General features: G+C 67.2%; 20 protein-coding genes. 13 read left to right on the top strand and 7 right to left on the bottom strand.

Annotated elements, in window-relative coordinates; all coding sequences use genetic code 11:
• Positions 1–6: 6 nt before the first annotated feature.
• Positions 7–609 carry a DUF1285 domain-containing protein gene (locus tag ACQR0U_RS18115; RefSeq protein ID WP_316192281.1) on the bottom strand — a complete coding sequence of 201 codons (603 nt, stop codon included), beginning with the start codon at positions 607–609 and terminating at the stop codon, positions 7–9.
• Positions 610–873: 264 nt separating this feature from the next.
• On the opposite strand from ACQR0U_RS18115, the gene ACQR0U_RS18110 reads away from it, so the two are divergent.
• The 7 genes from ACQR0U_RS18110 to ACQR0U_RS18080 all read left to right on the top strand — a co-directional run bounded on the left by ACQR0U_RS18110 (position 874) and on the right by ACQR0U_RS18080 (position 10891).
• Positions 874–1872 carry an AAA family ATPase gene (locus ACQR0U_RS18110; protein WP_315717298.1) on the top strand — a complete coding sequence of 333 codons (999 nt, stop codon included), beginning with the start codon at positions 874–876 and terminating at the stop codon, positions 1870–1872.
• Entirely contained in the window at positions 1872–2828 is a 957-nt protein-coding gene (locus ACQR0U_RS18105) for a DUF58 domain-containing protein (RefSeq protein WP_434844145.1), read from the top strand. The genes ACQR0U_RS18110 and ACQR0U_RS18105 overlap by 1 nt, the downstream gene beginning before the upstream one ends.
• Entirely contained in the window at positions 2825–5647 is a 2823-nt protein-coding gene (locus ACQR0U_RS18100) for a DUF4159 domain-containing protein (protein WP_316183792.1), read from the top strand. The genes ACQR0U_RS18105 and ACQR0U_RS18100 overlap by 4 nt, the downstream gene beginning before the upstream one ends.
• 2 nt (positions 5648–5649) lie before the next feature.
• A complete protein-coding gene (locus ACQR0U_RS18095) occupies positions 5650–5796 on the top strand; it encodes a hypothetical protein (protein WP_434844144.1) in 147 nt (48 codons plus the stop codon).
• The gene (locus tag ACQR0U_RS18090) at positions 5793–7856 is read left to right on the top strand and encodes a hypothetical protein (RefSeq protein ID WP_315750389.1); all 2064 of its coding nucleotides are present in this window, start codon (positions 5793–5795) and stop codon (positions 7854–7856) included. Before ACQR0U_RS18095 ends, ACQR0U_RS18090 begins: the two co-directional genes overlap by 4 nt.
• 187 nt (positions 7857–8043) lie before the next feature.
• Positions 8044–8406, top strand: coding sequence for a DUF2946 family protein (locus ACQR0U_RS18085; protein WP_316172767.1), 363 nt, complete (start codon positions 8044–8046; stop codon positions 8404–8406).
• Positions 8407–8563: 157 nt separating this feature from the next.
• Positions 8564–10891, top strand: coding sequence for a TonB-dependent receptor (locus ACQR0U_RS18080; RefSeq protein WP_316172772.1), 2328 nt, complete (start codon positions 8564–8566; stop codon positions 10889–10891).
• A 137-nt stretch (positions 10892–11028) separates the two neighbouring features.
• On the opposite strand, the gene ACQR0U_RS18075 is transcribed toward ACQR0U_RS18080, so the two are convergent.
• Positions 11029–11541: a GNAT family N-acetyltransferase gene (locus ACQR0U_RS18075; protein WP_315717304.1), complete on the bottom strand. Its 513-nt coding sequence runs from the start codon at positions 11539–11541 to the stop codon at positions 11029–11031.
• A 250-nt stretch (positions 11542–11791) separates the two neighbouring features.
• On the opposite strand from ACQR0U_RS18075, the gene ACQR0U_RS18070 reads away from it, so the two are divergent.
• From ACQR0U_RS18070 to qhpR, 4 genes are all read left to right on the top strand, one after another.
• Positions 11792–13192, top strand: coding sequence for an ethanolamine ammonia-lyase subunit EutB (locus ACQR0U_RS18070; RefSeq protein WP_315826992.1), 1401 nt, complete (start codon positions 11792–11794; stop codon positions 13190–13192).
• Positions 13189–13971 (top strand): ethanolamine ammonia-lyase subunit EutC, encoded by a 783-nt coding sequence (gene eutC / locus ACQR0U_RS18065; protein ID WP_315826993.1) that lies wholly within the window; start codon positions 13189–13191, stop codon positions 13969–13971. Before ACQR0U_RS18070 ends, eutC begins: the two co-directional genes overlap by 4 nt.
• Entirely contained in the window at positions 13964–15370 is a 1407-nt protein-coding gene (gene eat, locus ACQR0U_RS18060) for an ethanolamine permease (RefSeq protein WP_315717307.1), read from the top strand. Before eutC ends, eat begins: the two co-directional genes overlap by 8 nt.
• A 149-nt stretch (positions 15371–15519) precedes the next feature.
• Positions 15520–16581, top strand: coding sequence for an AraC-like transcriptional regulator QhpR (qhpR, locus tag ACQR0U_RS18055; RefSeq protein WP_315717308.1), 1062 nt, complete (start codon positions 15520–15522; stop codon positions 16579–16581).
• 16 nt (positions 16582–16597) lie between these two features.
• Here qhpR and ACQR0U_RS18050 read toward each other — a convergent pair whose 3' ends face one another.
• The 3 genes from ACQR0U_RS18050 to ACQR0U_RS18040 form a co-directional block, all read right to left on the bottom strand.
• Complete coding sequence (locus ACQR0U_RS18050) at positions 16598–17770, bottom strand: M20 aminoacylase family protein (RefSeq protein WP_315717310.1); 1173 nt, start codon at positions 17768–17770, stop codon at positions 16598–16600.
• A 78-nt stretch (positions 17771–17848) separates the two neighbouring features.
• Entirely contained in the window at positions 17849–18781 is a 933-nt protein-coding gene (locus ACQR0U_RS18045) for a glycosyltransferase family 2 protein (protein ID WP_316172763.1), read from the bottom strand.
• Positions 18782–18830: 49 nt separating this feature from the next.
• A complete protein-coding gene (locus tag ACQR0U_RS18040; RefSeq protein ID WP_315717312.1) occupies positions 18831–19352 on the bottom strand; it encodes an NUDIX domain-containing protein in 522 nt (173 codons plus the stop codon).
• 127 nt (positions 19353–19479) lie between these two features.
• Here ACQR0U_RS18040 and ACQR0U_RS18035 point away from each other — a divergent pair, with 127 nt between their 5' ends.
• Complete coding sequence (locus ACQR0U_RS18035) at positions 19480–20364, top strand: metallophosphoesterase family protein (protein ID WP_434863380.1); 885 nt, start codon at positions 19480–19482, stop codon at positions 20362–20364.
• Between the two features lie 15 nt (positions 20365–20379).
• Here the strand turns inward: ACQR0U_RS18035 and ACQR0U_RS18030 are convergent, their stop codons facing one another.
• Both ACQR0U_RS18030 and ACQR0U_RS18025 read right to left on the bottom strand, forming a co-directional pair.
• The gene (locus ACQR0U_RS18030) at positions 20380–20928 is read right to left on the bottom strand and encodes a hypothetical protein (protein ID WP_434863381.1); all 549 of its coding nucleotides are present in this window, start codon (positions 20926–20928) and stop codon (positions 20380–20382) included.
• 233 nt (positions 20929–21161) lie between these two features.
• Positions 21162–21368: a DUF4170 domain-containing protein gene (locus tag ACQR0U_RS18025; RefSeq protein ID WP_315717315.1), complete on the bottom strand. Its 207-nt coding sequence runs from the start codon at positions 21366–21368 to the stop codon at positions 21162–21164.
• Between the two features lie 194 nt (positions 21369–21562).
• Between ACQR0U_RS18025 and ACQR0U_RS18020 the strand changes: the two genes are divergently transcribed.
• Positions 21563–23008, top strand: coding sequence for a helix-turn-helix domain-containing protein (locus ACQR0U_RS18020; RefSeq protein ID WP_315717316.1), 1446 nt, complete (start codon positions 21563–21565; stop codon positions 23006–23008).
• The last annotated feature ends 160 nt before the right edge of the window (positions 23009–23168 follow it).

Raw genomic sequence — 23168 nt, 5'->3', positions numbered from 1 at the left:
GCTGGTTCAAAGCGCCGCCCTCACCTCTTCTGCGTCGGCCATGGGGAAGAACGCGCCGCCCGACCCCACGCCGAACATCACACGACCATCGATCATCCGCTCCTCACCCATGTCAACAAGCTCGTAGTACAGCGCCCGCGTCACCTTGGCCCAGAGATCGGCTCGCACATGCAGATAGGGCGTCAGGCCGCCGCTCTCGCCGGGCTCGAAGCGCAGCCGGTGCTCGGCATCGCACGCGACCCAGTCGTCGACATTGGTGCGGAAATGCAGCAGCGGCCCGCCCGCATCGCTCTCCGTCCGCATTTCTACGGCCGTGAAGGGGGCATCATCGACGCGGATGCCGACCTTCTCCACCGGCGTGACCAGAAAATAGCGGTCACCCTCGCGCTTGAGGATCGTTGAGAACAGCCGCACCAGCGCCGGCCGCCCGATTGGCGTGCCCATGTAGTACCAGCTACCATCACCGGCGATTCGCATGTCGAGATCGCCGCAGAATGGCGGATTCCACAAATGCACCGGCGGCAGTCCCTTTGCGGATGTGCCAGCCTGCGTTGCCGCCGACGTCAGCCGATCGAGTCCGTTGTCGGTGGTCTGCCCTTGCTTCGCCATGGTTTGCCTTGAGTTTGCGTCCACCTTGGCACGATTGGTGCAAGATTCCATCGCCGTCGTCTGTGCAAAAGTTCCTGGCGGCCCTGCAGGTCATGTAAGGTCGCCATAACGTGATGCCGTCAATACCCCGTAATGCCGATAATATGGGGATAGTTTAACTCAACGAATACAGCGCCTTCGCATAGGTTGGCATCCGCTTCCCGGCAAACTGGAGCGGAACGTCCGTCCGAAAGTTCAAGATGCGGGGCAGAAGGAGCGACGGAAATGGCTGAGAGTGCCGAGAAGCTCGAGGATGCGATCGTCCGGTCGGCCGAACAGGTCTCCGGCCAGATCCGAGCGGCAAAGGATGCGATCTCCGGCGTCATCTTCGGCCAGGACCGCGTGGTGGAAAACACGCTGGTGACCATCCTGTCCGGCGGCCACGCGCTGCTGATCGGCGTCCCCGGCCTCGCCAAGACCAAGCTGGTCGAGACCTTGGGCGTGACGCTCGGCCTCGATGCGAAGCGCATCCAGTTCACGCCGGACCTGATGCCGTCGGACATTCTGGGCGCTGAGGTGCTGGACGAAAGCGCCGGCGGCAAGCGCTCGTTCCGCTTCATCGCCGGCCCGGTGTTTGCGCAACTCCTGATGGCCGACGAGATCAACCGCGCCAGCCCGCGCACGCAGTCGGCGCTGCTGCAAGCCATGCAGGAGCAGCACATCACGGTTGCAGGCGCCCGCCATGACCTGCCGAAGCCCTTCCATGTGCTCGCGACCCAGAATCCGCTGGAGCAGGAAGGAACCTATCCGCTTCCCGAGGCTCAGCTCGACCGCTTCCTGATGGAGATCGACGTCGACTATCCGGATCGCGATGCCGAGCGCCGCATCCTGTTCGAGACCACCGGCGCCGAGGAGAGTGCCGCCAAGGGCGCGATGACGGCCGATGCGTTGATCGCGGCCCAGCGCCTGGTGCGGCGGCTGCCGGTCGGCGATTCCGTGGTCGAGGCGATCCTGTCGCTGGTGCGCTCGGCGCGTCCCGGTCCCGAGGCCGGAGAGGCCGGCAAGCTGATCGCCTGGGGCCCCGGTCCCCGCGCCAGCCAGTCGCTGATGCTCGCGGTGCGCGCCCGCGCGCTGCTCGACGGCCGGCTCGCGCCCTCGATCGACGACGTGCTCGATCTCGCCGAGCCCGTGCTCAAGCACCGCATGGCGCTGACCTTCCCGGCGCGCGCAGAGGGACGCACCATTCCGGACGTGATCCGGCAATTGAAGAGCCGGATTGGCTGATGGCCGCAGCGACAGGGCACGCCGACAAGGAGATTCTCGCGATACGGCGTGCCGATGGCGAAAGCCGGACGCTGGCATCGTCGCTGCCGCGGCTGGTGCTGGAAGCCCGGCAGATTGCCGCCAACGTCATTCATGGCTTGCATGGAAGGCGCCGCGCCGGCTCCGGCGAAAGCTTCTGGCAGTACCGACGCTTCGTCTCCGGTGAGCCGTCGCAGCGCGTCGACTGGCGCCGCTCCGCGCGCGATGACCATCTCTATGTCCGCGAGCAGGAATGGGAGGCCGCGCACACGGTGTGGATCTGGCCGGACCGCTCGTCGTCGATGGCCTTCGCGTCGAAGGGCGCGCGCGACAGCAAGCTCGAGCGCGCGCTGATCGTGACCTTCGCCCTGGCCGAGCTGCTGGTGGCCGGCGGCGAACGCGTCGGCATTCCCGGCCTGATCAATCCGACCGGGAGCCGCAACGTGATCGACCGCATTGCGCAGGCGATGCTGCATGATGAGACGATCAGGCCGAGCCTACCGCCGTCCTTCGTCCCCTCGGCGCTCGCCGAGATCGTCGTGCTGTCGGATTTCTGGTCGCCGATCTCCGAGATCAGCACCATGCTGGCGGGCCTGTCCGCGTCCGGTGCACACGGCACGATGGTGCAGGTGGTGGATCCGGCCGAGGAGACCTTCCCCTATTCGGGCCGCGTCGAGTTCGTCGAGCCGGAAGGCGGCGAGGTGATCACGGCCGGCCGCGCCGAGAGCTGGGCGCAGGACTACGTCGCTCGCGTGGCGCTGCATCGCGACCAGATCCGCGCCGAGACCGGCAGGCTCGATTGGCTGTTCACAACCCACACCACCAGCCGCTCGGCCGCCGAGCTGCTGCTGTTCCTGCATGCCGGCATGACCACGGCCAAAGGTAGCGCGCGCGGCGGCGTCAAAGTGGGCGCTGGCCCCGGAGGGCTCGGCGCATGATGGGCCTGCCGCTGTCGTTCGCCGAACCGCTGCTGCTGACCGGTCTCGTCAGCCTGCCGGTGCTGTGGTGGCTGCTGCGGGTGATGCCGCCGCGGCCGCGCCGCATCGAGTTTCCGCCGACCCGGCTGTTGTTCGACATCACGCCCAAGGAAGAGACGCCGTCGCGCTCGCCCTGGTGGCTCACCCTGCTGCGGCTGGTGGCGGCGGCGCTGGTGATCTTCGCCGCAGCCGGTCCGATCTGGAATCCGCGCACCGAAGCCGTCGGCAGCAAGGCGCCGCTGGTGCTGCTGCTCGACGACAGTTGGAGCGCGGCCGCAAGCTGGGACACGCGCATCAGGGCCGCCGACGAGATCATCGCCAACGCCGATGCCGACCGCCGCGGCGTCGCGCTGCTGCCGCTGTCGGAGCCCGCGCGTGACCTCACCTTGATGCCGGCCGGTGCTGCGCGCGTCGCGCTGCGCCAGATCGCGCCCAAGGCCTACACGACCGAGCGCGCCGATGCGCTGCCGCAGCTCGATCGCTTCCTGAAAGCGACCGGCGATGCCGAGATCATGTGGTTCTCCGACGGCGTCGATCCCGGCCGCGGCAGCGAGTTCGTGGGGGGTCTCGCCAAGACGATCGGCGACCGCAGCCTGACCGTGTTCGAAGGCGGCACGCCCTCGCCGCTGGCGCTCGCTGGCGCCGAGAACGCGGCCGCCAAGATGACGGTGAAGGTGCTGCGGGCGGATCTCTCCGTTCCGGGCGGCATCGTGCGCGCGCTCGATGCCAAGGGCTCGCCGCTCGGCGAGGCACAGTTCAGCTTTGCCGCCGGCGCGCACGACGCCGAGGCGAGCTTCGACCTGCCGGTCGAGCTGCGCAACGACATCACTCGGCTCGAGATTGCGGGCGAGCGCTCGGCCGGCGCCGTACAGTTGCTCGACAAGCGCTGGCGCCGCCGCGCCGTCGGCATCGTCTCCGGCGCAACCAGCGACACCGCGCAGCCGCTGCTCGCACCGACCTTCTATCTCACCCGCGCGCTGTCGCCGTTCGCCGATCTCAGGCTCGGCGATCGCGGCGCTCCGCAGCAGGTCATCACGCAGTTCCTCGACCAGAAGGTGCCGATGATCGTGATGGCCGACGTCGGCACGCTGTCGCCGGAGCTGCGCGACCGTCTCAACGGCTGGATCGAGAACGGCGGCGTGCTGGTGCGCTTCGCCGGCCCGCGCCTGGCGCAGGGCGACGACGACCTCGTGCCGGTGAAGCTGCGCCGCGGCGGCCGCACCCTGGGCGGCAGCCTGACCTGGGAGAAGCCGCAGCACCTGGCCGCGTTCGCCGCCGACGGCCCGTTCGCCGGCATCACTGTCCCGAAGGACGTCACCGTCAACCGCCAGGTTCTCGCCGAGCCCGACGCCGTGCTGGCGACCAAGAGCTGGGCGTCTCTCGAGGACGGCACGCCGCTCGTCACCGGTGAGCATCGCGGCAAAGGCCTGATCGCGCTGTTCCACGTCAGCGCCGACATGCGCTGGTCCGATCTGCCGATGTCCGGCGCCATGGTCGAGATGCTCCGCCGCATCGTCGACATGTCCGGCTACACCTCGACGCCGGGCCCAGGTCCCGCGGGTGAGACCGCCAAGGCCACGCTGGCGCCGCTGCACATCCTCGACGGCTTCGGCGCCTTCGGACCGCCGCCTTCGACCGCCAAGCCGCTACCGGCTGATTTCAACGACCGGGCTTCGCTGGATCATCCGCCCGGATTCTATGGCCCAGCCGAGGGACCTACCGCAGTGAACACGCTCAGCCCCGCCGATCGCATTCTGCAGCTCGACACGGCAGCGCTGCGCGCCAACCGCGCCAGCTACACCACCGCCGAGCCGCGCGATCTCCGGGGCATCCTGCTGTCGACCGCACTGCTGCTGTTCCTGATCGACGCCGTCATTGTCGCCCTGCTCGGCGGCGTGCTGGCCGCGTTGGCAAGACGACGGCGTGCGGCCCCCGCGGCCATCGCGCTTGCGGTGCTGGCAACCGGCGCCCTGCTCGCGGTCGCGATGCCGGCGCCCGCACGCGCCGACGCCGCCAGCGATGATTTCGCGATGCGCGCAGTGTCACAGACGCGGCTTGCCTATGTCGTGACCGGCAATGCCGACGTCGATTCCATCGTCAAGGCCGGGCTGATGGGGCTGACCTTGTTCCTGGCGCAGCGGACCGCGCTTGAAGCCGGCGATCCCGTCGGCGTCGATCCCGCGCATGACGAGCTTGCCTTCTTCCCGCTGATCTACTGGCCGATCGTGCCGGGCGTGCCGAAGCCGCCGCAGGACGCGATCAACAAGATCGACGCCTACATGAAGCAGGGCGGCACGGTGATCTTCGATACCCGCGACGCCGTCGAGGCTCCTCCGGGCGAGAACGGCGCGCAGCAGACCCCGGGCATGCAGTCGCTGCGCGAGATCCTGTCGTCGCTCGATGTGCCCGAGCTCGAGCCGGTGCCGCGCGAGCACGTGCTGACCAAGACGTTCTACCTGCTGCGCGACTTCCCCGGCCGCTTCACCGCGGGCCAGACCTGGGTCGAGGCGCTGCCGAAAGATGAGGACGAGGACAGCGCCTCCCGTCCGGCGCGTGGCGGCGACGGTGTCTCACCGATCATCATCACCTCCAACGATCTCGCCGGCGCCTGGGCCATCCGCCCCGACGGCCAGGCCATGCTGCCGATGGTTCCGGGCGAGCCACGGCAGCGCGAATTCGCCTTCCGCGCCGGCGTCAACATCGTGATGTACACGCTGACCGGCAACTACAAGGCCGACCAGGTGCACGCGCCCGCGCTGATCGAACGGCTCGGGCAGTGACAATGCGCGTCGTCGGCCTCGATATCGCAACAACAATGGTTGTCATGGCCGGGCTTGACCCGGCAATCCACGAGCAGCGACGCTGGCTGCGCGACCTGGATGCCCGGCACGAGCCCGGGCATGACGACAACTGCGAGTTTGCCTCATGAACTACGGCATCGCGTTCACACCTCTGGTTCCGCCGATCGTGCTGTGGCTTGCGATCGGCGCGATCGTCGTCATCGCCGCGCTCCTGTTGCTCGGCCGCTCGCGTTCGGCCTGGATCCGCGTCACCGCGCTGGCCTTGATCGCACTCGCGCTGGCCAATCCGCAGTTCACGCGCGAGGACCGCGAGCCGCTGAGCTCGGTCGCCGCCGTCGTGGTCGACAAGAGCCCGAGCCAGAATTTCGGTGACCGCAACAAGCAGACCCAGGCGGCCCAGGAGTCGCTGGTCGACAGCTTGAAGAAGATCAAGGGTCTCGAGGTCCGCGTCGTCGATGCCGGCCAGGCCGACGGCGAGACCGACGGCACGCATCTGTTCAGCGCGCTGACCTCGGCGCTGTCGGACGTCCCCGTCGATCGGGTCGCGGGCGCCTTCATGATCACCGACGGCCGCGTTCACGACATTCCCGGCAACGTGGCCGCACTCGGCTTCCAGGCTCCGCTGCAGGCCCTGATCACGGGCCAGAAGGCCGAGCGCGACCGCCGCATCGCGATCACCGCCGCGCCGCGCTTCGGCATCGTCGGCCAGCCGCAGACCATCAGCTTCCGGCTCGACGACCAGGGCGTCAGCGGCGCCAGCGCGAAGGTCGTGATCCGCCGCGACGGCGAGGTCATCAGCGAGCGCACCTTGACCAGCGGCCAGGCCGCCAATGTCGACGTCGACGTCAAGCACGAAGGCCAGAACATCGTCGAGATCGAGGCCTCGCCGCTCGACAACGAGCTGACCCTCGTCAACAACCGCGCGGTGGTCTCGATCGATGGCGTCCGCGACAAGCTGCGCGTGCTCCTGGTGTCTGGCGAGCCGCATTCGGGCGAGCGCACCTGGCGCAACCTTTTGAAGTCGGACGCCAGCATCGATCTCGTCCACTTCACGATCCTGCGGCCGCCGGAGAAGCAGGACGGCACCCCGATCAACGAGCTGTCGCTGATCGCGTTTCCGACCCGTGAGCTGTTCCAGCAGAAGATCAACGAATTCCAGCTGATCATCTTCGACCGCTACGCCCGCCAGGGCGTGTTGCCGATCGCCTATTTCGACAACATCGCACGCTATGTCAGGAATGGCGGCGCGGTGCTGGTCTCGGCCGGCCCGGACTACGCCTCCAACACCAGCATCTGGCGCACACCGCTCGACTCGGTGCTGCCTGCCGAACCGGTCGGCGTCACCGAGAAGCCGTTCTATGCGCATCTGTCCGACGCCGGAAAACGCCATCCGGTGACGCGCGGCCTCGAAGGCTCGGGCTCCGAGCCGCCGCGCTGGAGCCGCTTCTTCCGCACCGTGGAGACGCGCAATGCGGTCAGTCCGCCGGTCATGACCGGCGCCGACGGCAAGCCGCTGCTGCTGCTGTCGCGCTTCGGCGCCGGCCGCGTCGCGCTGCTGCTGTCCGACCACATCTGGCTGTGGGCACGCGGCTACGAGGGCGGCGGACCGCATCTCGACCTGCTCCGGCGCATGTCGCACTGGCTGATGCAGCAGCCGGATCTCGACGAGGAAGCGCTGCGGCTGCAGATTCAAGGCAAGGATCTCGCCGTCATCCGGCAGACGATGGGCGACAGCGTCCCGCCGGTGACCGTGACCTCGCCGTCGGGCCAGACGCGTGAGCTCACTCTGAGCCAGGGCGATCCCGGCGAATGGCGCGCGACCCTTCCCGCCAACGAGCTCGGCCTGTGGCAGGCGACCGACGGCACCTTGAAGGCGCTGATCAATGTCGGCCCGACCAATCCCAAGGAATTCTCCGAGGTCACCTCGACCACCGAAACCCTGAAGCCGCTGGCACAGGCGACGGGCGGCGATGCCCGCCGCATCGGCGACGGCTCGGGCATCGACATGCCGCGCATCGTCCCGGTGAGGTCATCGACCTTGTTCAGCGGCGACGGCTGGATGGGCGTGCGCATGCGCGATGCCAGCGTGGTCAAGGGCGTCGGCGTGCTGCCGATGTTCGCCGGCGTGATCGGCCTCTTGCTGCTGCTCGGCGCGCTCGCCGCGACCTGGGTGCGCGAGGGACGCTGACACGAAGACACAAGCACGCACCACCGCGGCGCGCCACGTGGCGCGAAGGGCACAGCGACGGGGATTCCGACCACCGTTGCAGTGCACTGATTGACAGCTGTGAAGCTCCCTTGCGATGTTATATTGTAACAAAGGCTGAGCCTCTCAGCCGAACGGGGTGGCCTATTCATATGAGCCAGAGCTGGCGATGAGCTGGTTTCGCGCGAACATCAAGGATGTCTCGCGGCTCGCGCTGCTGGCGCTGGTGCTGCAATTCGCGCTCGCCTTCGGCCATGTGCATTGGCTCGCCGGACAAGCCCGGGACGTCTCCATCGCCGAGCGGCACACTGGTCCCTCTCCCGCTGACCAAGATCCCGATCAACAGCCGTCGCCGGATGGCTGTGCCATCTGCGCCGTCATGGCGATGGCGCAGTCGATCCTGCTGTCACCGGCGCCAGTTCTGACGCCTCCTGAAGCGGTCGCATTCCGTCTGCCCGATGCGATCACCGCCACTGTCGCGGCTGTCGTCGTCGACACCGCCTTCCAGCCGCGCGCTCCTCCCACCGCCTGATCTGAGCCGCTCGAAACGCTGCCCTGCGCGCGAGCGCACGGCGGCCGCGTGAAGGAATGGTCCGTCGCACGACGACGGCAGGCGCATCCCGCCGGCAACGAAAGACGTGGGACGCCTGATCAGGATCAGGAAGTGAAAGATGTTGTCGAGAGCCTTGATGTCGGGCTGCAGCGCCGCAGCCATGTTGTGCGTTTTGGGTGCGCCCGCGCGCGCTGACGATCCTGCGAAGCCGGCGGCCGAACTGCCCGAGGTCACAGTGACCGCACCGAGCCCGATCCGTGCCCGCAAGCCGGTGGTGCCGCGGCCCAATCCCGCCCCGCGCGTGGCCCGGAGCGGCCCACGCACGCCGGCGCCCGCGCGCGAGGCACAGACCGCGCCGCCCCCGCCGCAACAGGGCGTGCTGCCTGTCGTCACCGACCAGTTCGCGACCGTCACCGTGGTGCCGAACGAGGAACTGCGCCGCTCCGGCGCCGCCACGCTCGGCGACCTTCTCAATTCGAAACCCGGCATCACCGGATCGAGCTTCGCGCCGGGCGCATCGAGCCGGCCGATCATTCGCGGCCTCGACGTCAACCGCGTCGGCATCGTCGAGAACGGCCTCGGCGGCGGCGGTGCCTCGGATCTCGGCGAGGACCATTTCGTCCCGATCGATCCGCTCACCAGCGACCAGATCGAGGTGGTCCGCGGCCCCGCGGCGCTACGCTACGGCTCGACCTCGATCGGCGGCGTCGTCAGCGCCACCAACAACCGCATTCCGCAGGCCCTGCCGACCTGTTCGACCGCGCCGTTCCAGACCTATGGCCTGCCGGCGAGCGCTCCGGCCGCGGGCAGCGCGCCTTGCGTTACCGCGGAAACGCGCACCTCGTTCAGCTCGGTCGACCGCGGCGTCGAGGGCGGCGTGCTGCTCGATGCCGGCGGCGGCAATTTCGCGCTTCATGCCGATGCCTACGGCCGCAAGACCGGCGACTACTCCATTCCCGGCTATCCCTATCTGTTCGACCAGACCCGCCCGGTGAACGGCCGGCAACCGAACTCCGCCGCGCAGAACGATGGCGCCTCGATCGGCGGCAGCTACTTCTTCTCAGGCGGCTTCGTCGGCGCCGCGATCACGCAGACCGATGCGCTCTACCACATCCCCGGCATCGGCGGCGCCGACAGCCGGACCCGGATCGATGCGCACCAGACCAAGATCACCGCGAAGGGCGAGTATCGCCCGGACTCCGCGGCAATCGACGCGATCCGGTTCTGGGCCGGCGCGACAGACTATCGGCACAATGAGCTCGGCCTTGCAGCCGTCACCGACCCGACCACCGATGGCGTGCGCCAGACCTTCACCAATCGCGAGCAGGAAGCGCGCGTCGAGATGCAGATGATGCCCGTCAATCTGCGCTTCGCCACCCTGACGACCGCCTATGGCGTGCAGGCCGGGCACCAGGAGCTGAATGCGCCGAGCCCCGACAATCCCGGCTCGGTGTTCAACGGCCTGTTCGGCCCCAACACCAACAACCGCGTCGCCGGCTATGTCTTCAACGAGTTCGCCTTCTCGCCCTCGACCAAGGCGCAGGTCGCCGGCCGGATCGAGCACATCGCGCTGAACGGCTCCACGCCGAACTTCCCGGTCGACTATCTGCCGGACGGCACGCCGCAGGCCAACATCGCCCGAAATCCGTCATACACGCCGAAGAGCGCGAGCGTCGGCCTGTTGCAGAACCTGCCGGGCGATCTGGTGGCGAGCGTGACCGCGCAATATGTCGAGCGCGCGCCGAAGCCAGCCGAGCTGTTCTCGCGCGGCGGCCATGATGCGACCGCAACCTTCGACATCGGCAATCCGAACCTGACCATCGAGACCGCCAAGACCGTCGAGGCCGGGCTGCGCAAGGCCACCGGCCCGTTCCGCTTCGAAGCCACTGCCTACTACACGCAGTTCAGCAACTTCATCTATCGCCGGCTGACCGGCGTGATGTGCGGCGACGATTTTGCCTCCTGCGGCACCACCGGCACCGAGCTGAATCAGGCGGTCTACTCGCAGCGCAACGCGCTGTTCCGCGGCTTCGAGTTCCAGAGCCAATTCGATGTTGCTCCGCTCGGCAGCGGCATCTGGGGGATCGAGAACCAGTTCGACGTCGTCCGCGCCACCTTCGCGGACGGCACCAACGTGCCGCGGATTCCGCCGATGCGCGTCGGCGGCGGCCTGTTCTGGCGCGATGCCAACTGGTTGACCCGCATCAACCTGCTGCACGCCTTCGCGCAGAACGACATCGCGCCGATCGCGGAGACTCCGACGCCGGGCTACAACCTGCTCAAGGCGGAGGTCAGCTACCGGACCAAACTCGATGCGAACATGTTCGGCGCGCGCGAGATGCTGGTCGGCCTCGTCGGCAACAATCTGCTCAACGAGAAGATCCGTAATTCGGTGTCCTACACCAAGGACGAGGTGCTGCTGCCCGGCATCGGCGTGCGGATCTTTGCCAACCTCAAATTCTGATTCGAGGAGGGCGCAGAACGCGACCAATCTGCGCCCCCTCCTTCGTCATTGCGAGGAGCGAAGCGACGAAGCAATCCAGAGACGTGGGCGGAACTCTGGATTGCTTCGCTTCGCTCGCAATGACGGAGAGACCGAGATTACTTCGCGTAATCCCAATCGGGCCGGATGGCACCCTCGACGCCCTCGAACGCGCCCTCGATCAGTTCGTTCACCAGCAGCCGGTTGTAATCCACCGGTCCCGGCATGATCGCCCTGCCCTTCGGCACCGGCTTGAAGCCGACGCGCGCGTAGTAGGCCGCGTCACCCACCAGCAGTATCAAGCGGTGGCCCTGCGCCCGCGCGTCCACGACCGAGCGCTCCATCAGCATGCGGCCGATGCCGTGCTTGCGGAACGGCGGCTCGACCGTCAGCGGCCCGAGCATCAGCGCCTTGGTGTCGCCGACGCAGATCGGCAGTTGCCGCACCGAGCCGACCAGCAAAGTGCCGATATGGGCGGTGAACGACAGCGCGAGCAGATGATCGACATGCTCGCGCAAGCGGTAGGCGCTCAGCACGAAGCGGCCGGGGCCGAAGGTGCGCTCATGCAGCCGCTCGATCGCCTGCGCGTCGCCCGGCTTTTCGGCGGAGATCGTAATGGACAGGTCACTCATGTGGGGTGGCGAGATAGCATTCTGGAGCGGCGCGGTCCATGGCGGGCCGTCCACGTGTTGACAGCATTCGCCCGCCCCCGAGGGTCACCGATGCCAGTTTTCTGAGCATTCGCGCGACGTGACCGAAGATTGTGCTAAGATGTCAAGTTTCCGGAGCCGCCCTCGCTTAACCTGCCCCAGCTCATGAGCGTTGTGGTCGCCATCGCGGCCGCTTGGACCGCTCTGACGCAGCACGAGCGGCAGGTCGAAGATGACGGGTGCGTTCCGGTCGCGCCATCGCGGCGAAACTCATGTGTTCGACGATCTCAAGACGCTGCTGGCCTGCGCCTCGCCGCGCCGCTCTGGCGATGAGCTGGCTGGCATAGCAGCCGACAGCGCCGCGCGGCGGGTGGCGGCGCGGATGGCGCTCGCCGACGTGCCGCTGCGGCGTTTCCTCGACGAGCCGCTGATTCCCTACGAGAGCGACGAGGTCACGCGCCTCATCCTCGACAGCCACGATGCCGCCGCATTCGCGCCCGTCGCGTCGCTGACCGTCGGAGAATTGCGCGAATGGCTGATGTCCTGGGAGGCGGATGCCAACCGGCTGGCCGCCCTCGCGCCGGGCCTGACGCCGGAGATGGTGGCCGCGGTCTCCAAGCTCTGCGGCAATGGCGATCTCGTCGCCGTCGCGGCCAAATGCCGGGTCGTGACCCGCTTCCGCTCCACCATCGGCCTGGAGGGGCGGCTGTCGTCGCGGCTGCAGCCGAATGATCCGACCGACGATCCCCAGGCGATCGCCGCAGGCACGCTCGATGGCTTGCTGTTCGGCATGGGCGATGCGGTGATCGGCATCAATCCCGCGACCGACAATGTCGAGGCCTGCATCCGCCTGCTCACGATGCTCGATGATCTCAGGCTCAAATTCGAGGTGCCGACGCAGTCCTGCGTACTGAGCCACGTCACGACCTCGATCCAGGCGATCGAGAAAGGCGCGCCGCTCGACCTCGTCTTCCAGTCGATCGCCGGCACCGAGGCTGCCAATGCCGGCTTCGGTGTGACCCTGAAGCTGCTGGCCGAGGCGCAGGACGCAGCCTTGTCGCTGAAGCGCGGCACGGTCGGCAACAACGTCATGTATTTCGAGACCGGCCAAGGCGCGGCGCTGTCGGCCGACGCCCATCACGGCCTCGATCAGCAGACCGTCGAGGCCCGCGCCTATGCCGTCGCGCGCGTCTTCTCGCCGCTGCTGGTCAACACCGTCGTCGGCTTCATCGGTCCCGAATATCTCTACGACGCGAAGGAGATCATTCGCGCCGGGCTGGAGGATCATTTCTGCGCCAAGCTGCTCGGCGTGCCCATGGGCTGCGATGTCTGCTACACCAACCACGCCGAGGCCGATCAGGACGATACGGACGATCTGGCGCTGCTGCTCGCGGCGGCCAACGTCAACTTCCTGATCGCCGTGCCGGGCGCCGACGACATCATGCTCAACTATCAGAGCCTGTCGCATCACGACGTGATGCGGCTGCGGCATCTGCTCGGCCGCCGCCCGGCGCCGGAGTTCGAGGCCTGGCTGGCGCGGATGGGCCTGCTCGACCAAAGCGGCCGCGTGCCGCCATTGCCGGGCAGCGCGCCTTCCGTAGTCCGGCTGATCGGCCAGGGAGCGCGGGCATGAGGGAAGATCCGTTCGACCTGCTGCGCGGGATGACGCGCGCCCGCGTCGCACTCGGCCGCGCCGGCGACGGGCTTCCGACGGCCGCGAAGCTGGAATTCCAGATGGCGCATGCGCTCGCGCGCGATGCCGTATGGGGCAAGGTCAATTTCGACGGCATCGCCGACGCGCTCGCGCCGCGGGAGGTGATCGAGGTCGCGAGTGCAGCACCGGACCGCGCCAGCTATCTGCGCCGGCCCGACCTCGGGCGCCGCCTCGCCGCGGAGGAAGCCGCCAGGCTGACATCCGGTCCGTACGATCTCGTCTTCATCATTGCCGACGGGCTGTCGGCGGATGCCGTCGAAAACCATGCCGCCGCTGTCGTGATCGCCACCGAGGCGCGTCTGACGGGCCTGTCCATCGGCCCGATCGTGCTGGCTTCGCAGGCGCGTGTGGCGCTGGGTGACGATGTCGGCGCCACGATGCGCGCACGGCTGGTCGCGGTCCTGATCGGCGAGCGTCCGGGTCTGTCGGCCGCGGACTCCCTTGGAGTGTATCTGACGCTGCACCCGGCGCCGGGCCTGCGCGACAGCGCCCGCAACTGCATTTCCAACATTCACGACCACGGGCTCTCGGCCGAGCGCGCCGCCGACAAGCTGGCCTGGCTGGTGCGCGAGGCGCTGCGGATCGGCGTCACCGGCATCGGCCTCAAGGAGGCGGCGCCGGATGCCGCGATCGAGACGACCACATCGTCATCCCAAATCACCCATCACAAGCAGACAGGAGCGACTGGACATGAGTGACGAGGCCAAACCGACCCTTTCGAAGAGCCTGACCGGACTCCATCTGTGGGGCATCGCGGTCGGGCTGGTGATCTCCGGCGAATATTTCGGCTGGAGCTATGGCTGGGACAAGGCCGGCACGCTCGGCTTCCTCGTCACCACGATCTTCATCGCGGTGATGTATACGACCTTCATCTTCTCCTTCACCGAGCTCACCACCGCGATCCCGCATGCCGGCGGTCCGTTCGCCTATTCCTACCGTGCCTTCGGCCCGCTCGGCGGCTTCGTCGCCGGCTTCGCGACGCTGATCGAGTTCGTGTTCGCTCCGCCTGCCATCGCGCTCGCCATCGGCGCCTATCTCAACGTCCAGTTTCCGGCGCTGTCGCCCAAGACCGCCGCGCTCGGCGCCTATCTGGTGTTCATGGCCCTCAACATCGCCGGCGTATCGATCGCCGCGACGTTCGAGCTGTTCGTGACGGTCCTGGCGATTGCCGAACTCCTGGTGTTCATGGGCGTCGTGTCGCCCGGTTTCTCCTTCGCCAACTTCGCCGCCAACGGCTGGGCCGGTGAGAATTCGTTCTCGCTGACGAGCATCGGCGGCATCGTCGCGGCGATCCCGTTCGCAATCTGGTTCTTCCTGGCGATCGAAGGTGCGGCCATGGCCGCGGAGGAGACCAAGAATCCGACCAAGACGATTCCGCTCGCCTACATCGCCGGGATTCTGACGCTCGTCGTGCTCGCCTTCGGCACCATGATCATGGCCGGCGGCGTCGGCGACTGGTCGAAGCTCGCCAACATCAACGATCCGCTGCCGCAGGCGATGAAGATCGTGGTCGGCGAAAACTCCGGCTGGCTGCACATGCTGGTGTGGATCGGCCTGTTCGGACTGATCGCCTCGTTCCACGGCATCATCATGGGCTACTCGCGGCAGATCTTCGCGCTGTCGCGCGCCGGCTTCCTGCCGGCCAAGCTCGCCGCGCTGCACCCGACCTGCCGCACGCCGCATTGGGCGATCTTGGCCGGCGGCGTGATCGGGATCGCCGCGATCTACTCCGACGAGCTCATCCAGTTCGCCGGGCAGACGCTGACGGCGAACATCGTCACCATGAGCGTGTTCGGCGCGCTCGTGATGTACATCATGAGCATGGCCGCGCTGTTCCGCCTGCGCGCCACCGAGCCCAACCTCATCAGGCCGTTCAAGGCGCCGCTCTATCCCGTGCTTCCGGCCGTGGCGCTGGTGTGTGCGACGCTCTCGCTGCTCACGATGATTTGGTTCAACCTGCAGGTGTTCGCGGCCTTCGTGGTGCTGTTCGCCGTCGGTCTGCTGCTCTATCGTCTGACGGCCGGCAAGCGCGGCAACGCGGCGAGTGACAACCTGCTCGACATCGCCTTGACCGAGGCCCGCGCCATGGCCGACTGATCCGCGAGGACTCGCGAGATCCAGGATCAAGGCAAGCCCTCCGCGTCCCTGCGCGGGGGGCTCTATCGATAGCCCGCTTCGGCAGGCACGTGACTTGCATAACTACGAGGTGTCAACCGACGGCGTACGTCCTCAAAGGCGAGGATTTCATGGCACAGCCTCCCGCAGCCGAACACCAGCATCCGCGCGACCGCAGCCGGAACATTCTGGCCGCTGCTGCGACCGGTGTCGCCGATTTCATCGCCCTGACGGGAGGCCGCCCCGAGGCGGTGTTCGAACGGGTGGGCATCGATGCCGAATGCCTCGGCCAGACCCGCCGCGCGCTCGACCTCGCCGACTACGTCGCGATGATGGAAGATGCCGCGCAGGAGACCGGTAACGACAATTTCGGACTGTGGTTCGGCCAGCGCTACCAGCCGCAGATGCTCGGCCTGATCGGCGAGATCGCACTCGCGGCGCCGACGCTGGGCTCTGCGATCGAGCATCTTGCGCTGTGGTTTCCCTGGCATCAGCAGGCGACCGAAACCCGTCTCACGCGCCATGACGGTTTGCTCCGGCTGGAATATCGCATTCTCGACGGCTCGATCGTCGATCGCCGGCAGGACGCCGAATTGACCATGGGCATGTTCGCGAACGTCTTCCGCGCCTGCCTGCCATCGGGCTGGGCGCCCGACATGGTGCTGTTCGAACATGCCCGGCCGGCTGCCTGGCGCGATCATGAGGCAGCCTTCGATGCCGACGTCGGCTGGTCACAAGGCACGAATGCGCTGGTGTTTCGCGACCGCGGCCTGGACCGCGCCATGCCCCAGGCCAATCTGTCTCGCCTGCAGCGGCTGACGACAGATCTTGCCGGTGTCGCCGGCTCCTGCGGCACGCCCGCGTTCCTCGATCTGGTCCGTGGCGAAATCCGGCGGCGGTTGTCGGCCGGCGCGCTTCATCTCGAGGAGGTCGCCGAGGCGCTGTCGACCACGTCGTGGACGTTGCAGCGCCGGCTTGCCGAGTTCGGCGCCACCTTCTCCGACCTCGTCGAGGTGACGCGGCTCGACCTCGCCCGCCACTATCTGCGCCAAGCGCATCTGCCGCTCGGCGACGTCGCCTTCCTGCTCGGCTATTCCGAGGCGTCCGCATTCTCCCGTGCGTTCTCGCGCTGGAGCGGCTGCAGCCCGCGGCAGTGGCGCCAACGGTCATTGCAGGCGACCGCTCGCAGCTAGCGCCACGCCGCCGGCATCAATCGGCCGGCATCGTCTTCTCGACCAGCCGCACCCAATAGGACGCGCCGTGGCCGAGAATGTTGTCGTTGAAGCGATAGGCCGGGTGGTGGCAATCCTTGCCGTCGCCCATGCCGAGGAAGACGAAGGCGCCGGGACGGGCCTGCAGCATGAAGGCGAAATCCTCGGCCCCCATCAGCGGCGGCGCATTGTCGACCACCCGCTCCGCGCCGACAACGTCGCGAGCGACGTCAGCGGCGACGCCGGTCTCGCGCGCATGGTTCATCGTGATCGGGTAGAGCCGCGTGTATTTCGTCGTCGCCTCACCGCCATAGGTGCGGGCGATGCCGTCGGCGACCTCGGCAATGCGGCGCTCCACCAGGTCCTGCACCTCGGGATCGAGCGTGCGCACGGTGCCCTTCAATTCGACGGTCTCCGGAATGACGTTCATCGCCTTGCCGGCCTCGACGACGCAGATCGAGATGACCGCCGACTTGATCGGATCGACGTTGCGCGACACGATCGACTGCAGCGCCGTGATGATGTGCGCGGCGATCAGCACGCTGTCGACCGCCTTGTGAACGCCGGCGCCGGCATGACCGCCCTTGCCGCGGACGGTGATCTCGAGCTGGTCCGATGATGCCAGCATCGGACCCGGCCGCAGCGCGAACACGCCTTCGGGCACGCCCGGCGCATTGTGCAGACCGTAGACCTCCTGGATGCCCCAGCGGGTCATCAATCCATCGTCGACCATCGCCTTGCCGCCGGCGCCGCCCTCCTCGGCGGGCTGGAAGATCACGATCGCGGTGCCGTCGAAATTGCGCGTGTCGGCGAGATGCTTGGCGGCACCCAGCAGCATCGCGGTATGGCCGTCATGGCCGCAGGCATGCATCAGGCCCGGCGTCTTCGACGCATAGGGCACGCCCGAGGCTTCCTCGATCGGCAGCGCGTCCATGTCGGCGCGCAGGCCGATGGTGCGACCTGAACTGGTCCGACGGCCGCGGATGACACCGACCACGCCGGTGCGCCCGATGCCCGTCACCACCTCGTCACAACCGAATTCGCGCAAGCGCTCGGCGACGATGCCGGCGGTGCGGTGCACCTCGTACATCAACTCCGGATGTTCATGGAAATCATGGCGCCAGGCGGCCATGTCGTCGGCGAGCGCGGCGATGCTGTTGAGGATGGGCATGGAGGCGGTGTTCTCGTTCAGGACATTGACGCCCGAACCATGACCGGAACGGCGGACGGACACAAGCTTCCGCCTGCATCAGCCCTCGATCGGGGCGTGTGACAGGTAGGCCAGCAGCTTCATCTCGCGGCGGCCGCGGGTGACGGTGTCGAGCACCAGGCCCGACGAGGCCGACAGCAACGCCATGATCATCAGGCCCATCGACAACACGGCGGTCGGCAGCCGCGGCACCAGTCCAGTCTCGATATAGGTGACGAAGATGGGAATCGCGAAGCCGATCGAGACCAGCGCGAGGAAGATGCCGATCGCGCTGAAGAAGCGCAGCGGCTTTTCCGAACGATAGAGCTTCAGGATCGTGCCGAGGATGCGGAAGCCGTCGCGCCAGGTGTTGAGCTTGGAGACGGACCCTTCGGGCCGCGCGTAGTATGGCGTCGCGAGCTCAGCGACCGGCAGCGCCAGCTCCAGCGCATGCACGGTCAGCTCGGTCTCGATCTCGAAGCCGTCGGAGAGCACCGGGAAGGATTTGACGAAACGGCGCGAGAATACGCGGTAGCCGGACAGGATGTCCTTGAAGGCCTGGCCGAACACCTCGGCGAGGAAGCTCGTCAGCATCCAGTTGCCGGTGCGATGGCCCATGCGGTAGGCGGCCTGCTCCTGGTCGACGCGCAGACCCACCACCATGTCGAGCCGCTCGCTCACGAGACGCGCAACCATGCCAGGCGCGCTCGGCGCGTCATAGGTCGCGTCACCATCGACCAGCACGTAGATGTCAGCATCGACATCGGCGAACATGCGCCGGACGACGTGACCCTTGCCCTGCCGCCGCTCAGAGCGCACCTCGGCGCCGGCCGCGCGCGCGACCTCGATGGTGCGGTCCTTGGAATTGTTGTCGTAGACGTAGACGGTGGCCGTCGGCAACGCCTGCTTGAAATCGCGGACCACGGCGGCGACCGCGGCCTCCTCATTGTAGCAGGGCACCAGCACGGCGATCCGCATCGAAGGTGATATCATCGACCCCTCTCCCACGGGACGGGAGACTGCCCTCATTCGGTGCAGAAATTCATAATGATCCGGCGGCAACGTGCTGTTCCGGCCGCCAGGTGGGAATGATCTTAACGCCGTCTAGCACCTCGCGCAGGCGGGACAGCGTGCCGAGCGTGGTTCCCTCCGGCAGCGCGTCGCGGGCGAAGAAGCCGGTCTCCACGATCTCGAGGTTCGGCTCCGGCGGCCGGTCCTGCGTGAACCTTTTGATAACGAAGACGGCGACGTGGTCGCGCGGCGAGACGTGGCCGTTGAGGAAGATGCCGTGCAGCTCCGGCTCGCCTTCGAGCGCGATCCGGCCCTCCTCGAACAGCTCCCGCGTCAGTGCCTCGATGAACGTCTCGCCGACCTCGACGCCGCCGCCCGGCAGGTGCCAACCCGAGACATAGCCGTGCCGGACCAGGAACACGCGGTTCTCGGCATCCAGCACCACGCCGCGGACGCCGAGCGTCATGCCGCGGGCGAAGCGCCAATAGAGGTGGAAGCCGCGCCGGAGCGCGGGCTCGAGCCGGATCCGCAGCCGGCTCAGATATGTCGTCATCGCTGTCGTCGTCCTGGTTGTTCTTGCGCTCGCTGGCAGGGCTTGTCATGAGAGCCGGGCACCACGAGGGATAGCACGAGATGACATCTGGGCGCGCTTGCATCCGCCATCGGCACCGAGGGGCATAATGGCTGCCTTCACGCTCGCCCATCTGTCCGACCCGCATCTCGCGCCACAGCACAAGCCGCGCCTGTCGGAGCTCGCCGGCAAGCGCGCGCTCGGCTATCTCAACTGGACGCGCAATCGCTACAAATACCATCGCCGCGACATCCTCGATCTGCTGATCTCCGACCTGCACACGCAGATTCCGGACCAGATCGCCGTCACCGGCGATCTGGTCAATTTCGCGCTGGAATCCGAATTTCCCATCGCCCAGGCCTGGCTCCGGACCGTGGGGCCGCCGGACAGGGTCACCGCGATTCCCGGCAATCACGACGCCTATGTGCGCTCGACGCGGCTGCGCTTCGCCGAGAGCTTTGCCGACTATTTCGGCGGCGATGCCGAGGGACCGGCCACGTTTCCGTCGCTGCGCCGGCGCGGGCCGCTCGCGCTGATCAGCCTGTCCTCTGCCGTGCCTTCGGCGCCGTTCATGGCGACGGGACGGCTCGGCCGCGCACAGCTCGCTGCGCTGGAGCAGATGCTCGAATCGCTGGCGCACGAGCAGCTGTTCCGCGTGCTGCTGGTGCATCATCCGCTGCGCTCGGCCCACCGGATGAAGCGGCTGACCGACGCGAAGAAGCTGATCGCGCTGCTCGCCCGCCACGGCGTCGAGCTGATCCTGCACGGCCACGACCACGTGCATTCGACGCTCTGGATCGACGGCCCGGAGCGCAAGATCCCTGTCGTCGGCGTGCCCTCGGCCTCCTCGATCGCGCATGGCCACTATCCGGCCGCGGCCTACAACATGTTTGCCATCAGCAGCGACGGCAATCACTGGCGCTGCGACATGACCGTGCGCGCAGTCAACGAGGCGCTGCGCGTGCGCGAGATCCGCGAGGTCCGCCTGCTTTGAGGCGCGGCCAGGCCGTCAGATCTGCTGCAGGCTCGCATAGAATGCGACCCCGAACAGCGACAGCGCGCCGAGCACGAAGCCGAGCACGAACGGCCAGATCCCACCGCGCCGGCGCGGCGCCTCGGCGATCGTCCTCGCCTGAGCCCGCGCGACGCTGAAGGCGCGCTCGCGCTCGACCATGCGGCGGGCGACGTAGTCGGTGACGGCTTTCACGATCGCAGCGATGTCGTGCGACTCGGCGAGCACGATGCGGCCGTTGCGGGTGTCCTGCACAAAGCGGTACTGCCGCTTGTCGCGCCCCATCACGACATGGGCGACGACGTCGATCCACAGCCGCGGCGTCTCACCCTGGCTGATGCCGCGATCGAACAGATCGAGCTGACCCGGGATCTCCGCGAACAGCGGGTCGAGCGCATCGTTGAGGATCTCCAGCCGCGCCACCTCGGCGTCGCGCAGGTCGACCACCACGCCTGTTCGGTCTGCGGCCTCGATCCGGGCCTGGCGCAGCGCTTCGCGCAGGCGCACGGGGCGGGAGTCTGTGCTGCTATCGGCGGCCTCGGACATCGCTCACGCTTTCACGGTTCGGCCCTGGTTTCGCCAGGTTCCCACCGTGTTAACCTAGCAGTAACCCAGTATTCTGCAATCCCCTTTCATCTTCAATGGGTTATAAGCACGCCGTCGTAACCACGAAACGGACGTGGGCGGCCCCCGCCGATGTGACCCGGCTGAGACCGCCCCGTCCTTGGGCTCTTCCTCGAGCTTATTCAGATACCCGGCAATGCATTCCTTATCGGCGGTCAGGCCGCCGGAGCGCGCTGCGGCTCCTCGACGATCGAGAAGCGGACGCCAGCCTTGTGGCGGTTCTCCTCGGACACCTCGCGCCAGCAATCCTCGGCTTCCTTGCGCGACTTGAACGGACCCTTCACCTGGGCCGAGCCTTCCACCAGCTTGTGGAAATTCATCGAGCCGAACTCGCCGCCGATCACCCAGAAATTGCTGCTCATGAGACTCTCCTTGAACCGTCACAACTTTGACAGTGCATTGCGAATTGCGTGACAGGAGATAAACGCGAATCCGGCTGTTTCGTATAGAGCCCTTGTTTTCGAATGGTGATGTCATGTAACATCATCACTTGTCATAAATGTCATTTTGTAAAATTTGTCACAATCCAGGGCTGGCTACCCCCAAGGAGATCAAGATGCCCGGCGAATCCGGAAAGAAGCTGTTCGTCGGCCCGCGCTTCCGGCGCATCCGCCAGCAATTGGGGCTGTCGCAGACCCAGCTCGCCGAGGGCCTCGGCATCTCGCCGAGCTATGTCAACCTGATCGAGCGCAACCAGCGCCCGGTCTCTGCCCAGATCCTGCTGCGGCTGGCCGAAACCTACGACCTCGACCTGCGCGACCTCGCCAGCGCCGACGAGGACCGCTTCTTCGCCGAGCTCAACGAGATCTTCTCCGATCCGCTTTTCCGCCAGATCGAGCTGCCCAAGCAGGAGCTGCGCGATCTCGCCGAGCTCTGCCCCGGCGTCACCCACGCGCTGCAGCGGCTGTACGCGGCCTACACCGAGGCGCGCCGCGGCGAGACGCTGGTGGCGGCGCAGATGGCCGACCGCAACGAGGGCGCCCGTTTCGAGGCCAACCCGATCGAGCGGGTGCGCGACCTGATCGAAGCCAACCGCAACTATTTCGCCGAGCTCGAGCAGCAGGCCGAAAGCCTGCGCGACGCGCTCGACGTGCCGGCCGAAGGGCTCTATGCGGCGCTCGCCGCCCGTCTGCGCGAAAAGCATTCGGTGCAGACGCGGGTCATGCCGGTCGACGTCATGCGCGAGACCTTGCGCCGTTACGACCGCCATCGCCGCCAGCTCCTGATCTCCGAACTGGTCGACGGGCCCGGACGCACCTTCCAGCTCGCGGTGCAGCTCGGCATGGCCGAATGCCTGCCGCAGTTCGAACTCATCATCGGCCGCGCCGGCGCCATCGACGACACCGCGCGCCGGCTCTACCGCATGACGCTCGCGAGCTACTTCGCCGCCGCCGTCATGATGCCCTATGCGCCGTTCCTCACTGCTGCGGAGGCGCTGAGCTACGACATCAACGTGCTGGCGCAGCGCTTCAACACCGGCTTCGAACAGGTCTGCCACCGCCTCACGACCCTGTCGCGCCCGAACGCCCGCGGCATCCCGTTCTTCATGCTGCGCGTCGACAATGCCGGCAACGTCTCCAAGCGCTTCTCGTCGGGTACCTTCCCGTTCTCCAAGTTCGGCGGCACCTGCCCGCTGTGGAACGTGCATTCGACCTTCGACACGCCCGACCGCCTCCTTAAGCAGATCATCGAGCTGCCCGATGGTTCGCGCTATTTCTCGATCGCCCAGATGGTCCGCCGCCCGGTCGCGCCGCATCCGCTGCCGCAGCCACGCTTCGCCATTGGCCTCGGCTGCGAGATCAGGCATGCGTCGCGCCTCGTCTACGCCGCCGGCATGGATCTGGAGAAAACCGAGGGCACTCCGATCGGCGTCAACTGCCGGCTCTGCGAACGCGAAAACTGCGCCCAGCGCGCCGAGCCGCCGATCACGCGCACGCTGATCCTGGATGAGACGACGCGGCGCGTCAGCTCGTTCGCGTTCAGCAATGCAAGGGAGCTGTAGAGCCAACGCTCTCCTCCGCGTCATTCCGGGGCTTGCGCGAGCCGCGCCCCGGAATGACACCGAGTTTGCAGCTCCTCTCTCTGCGTCATTGCGAGCGAAGTGTTCAGCCCGGAGACATAGCTTACACCTGTTCGGGGACATAGTTGACAGTTTTGGGGTC

It is taken from the genome of Bradyrhizobium sp. HKCCYLRH3097 (assembly GCF_051167875.1).
In the GTDB taxonomy this organism is placed as follows: domain Bacteria; phylum Pseudomonadota; class Alphaproteobacteria; order Rhizobiales; family Xanthobacteraceae; genus Bradyrhizobium.
Note: the sequence above shows the minus strand (reverse complement) of the source record. Positions and strands in the feature narration are given on the sequence as shown.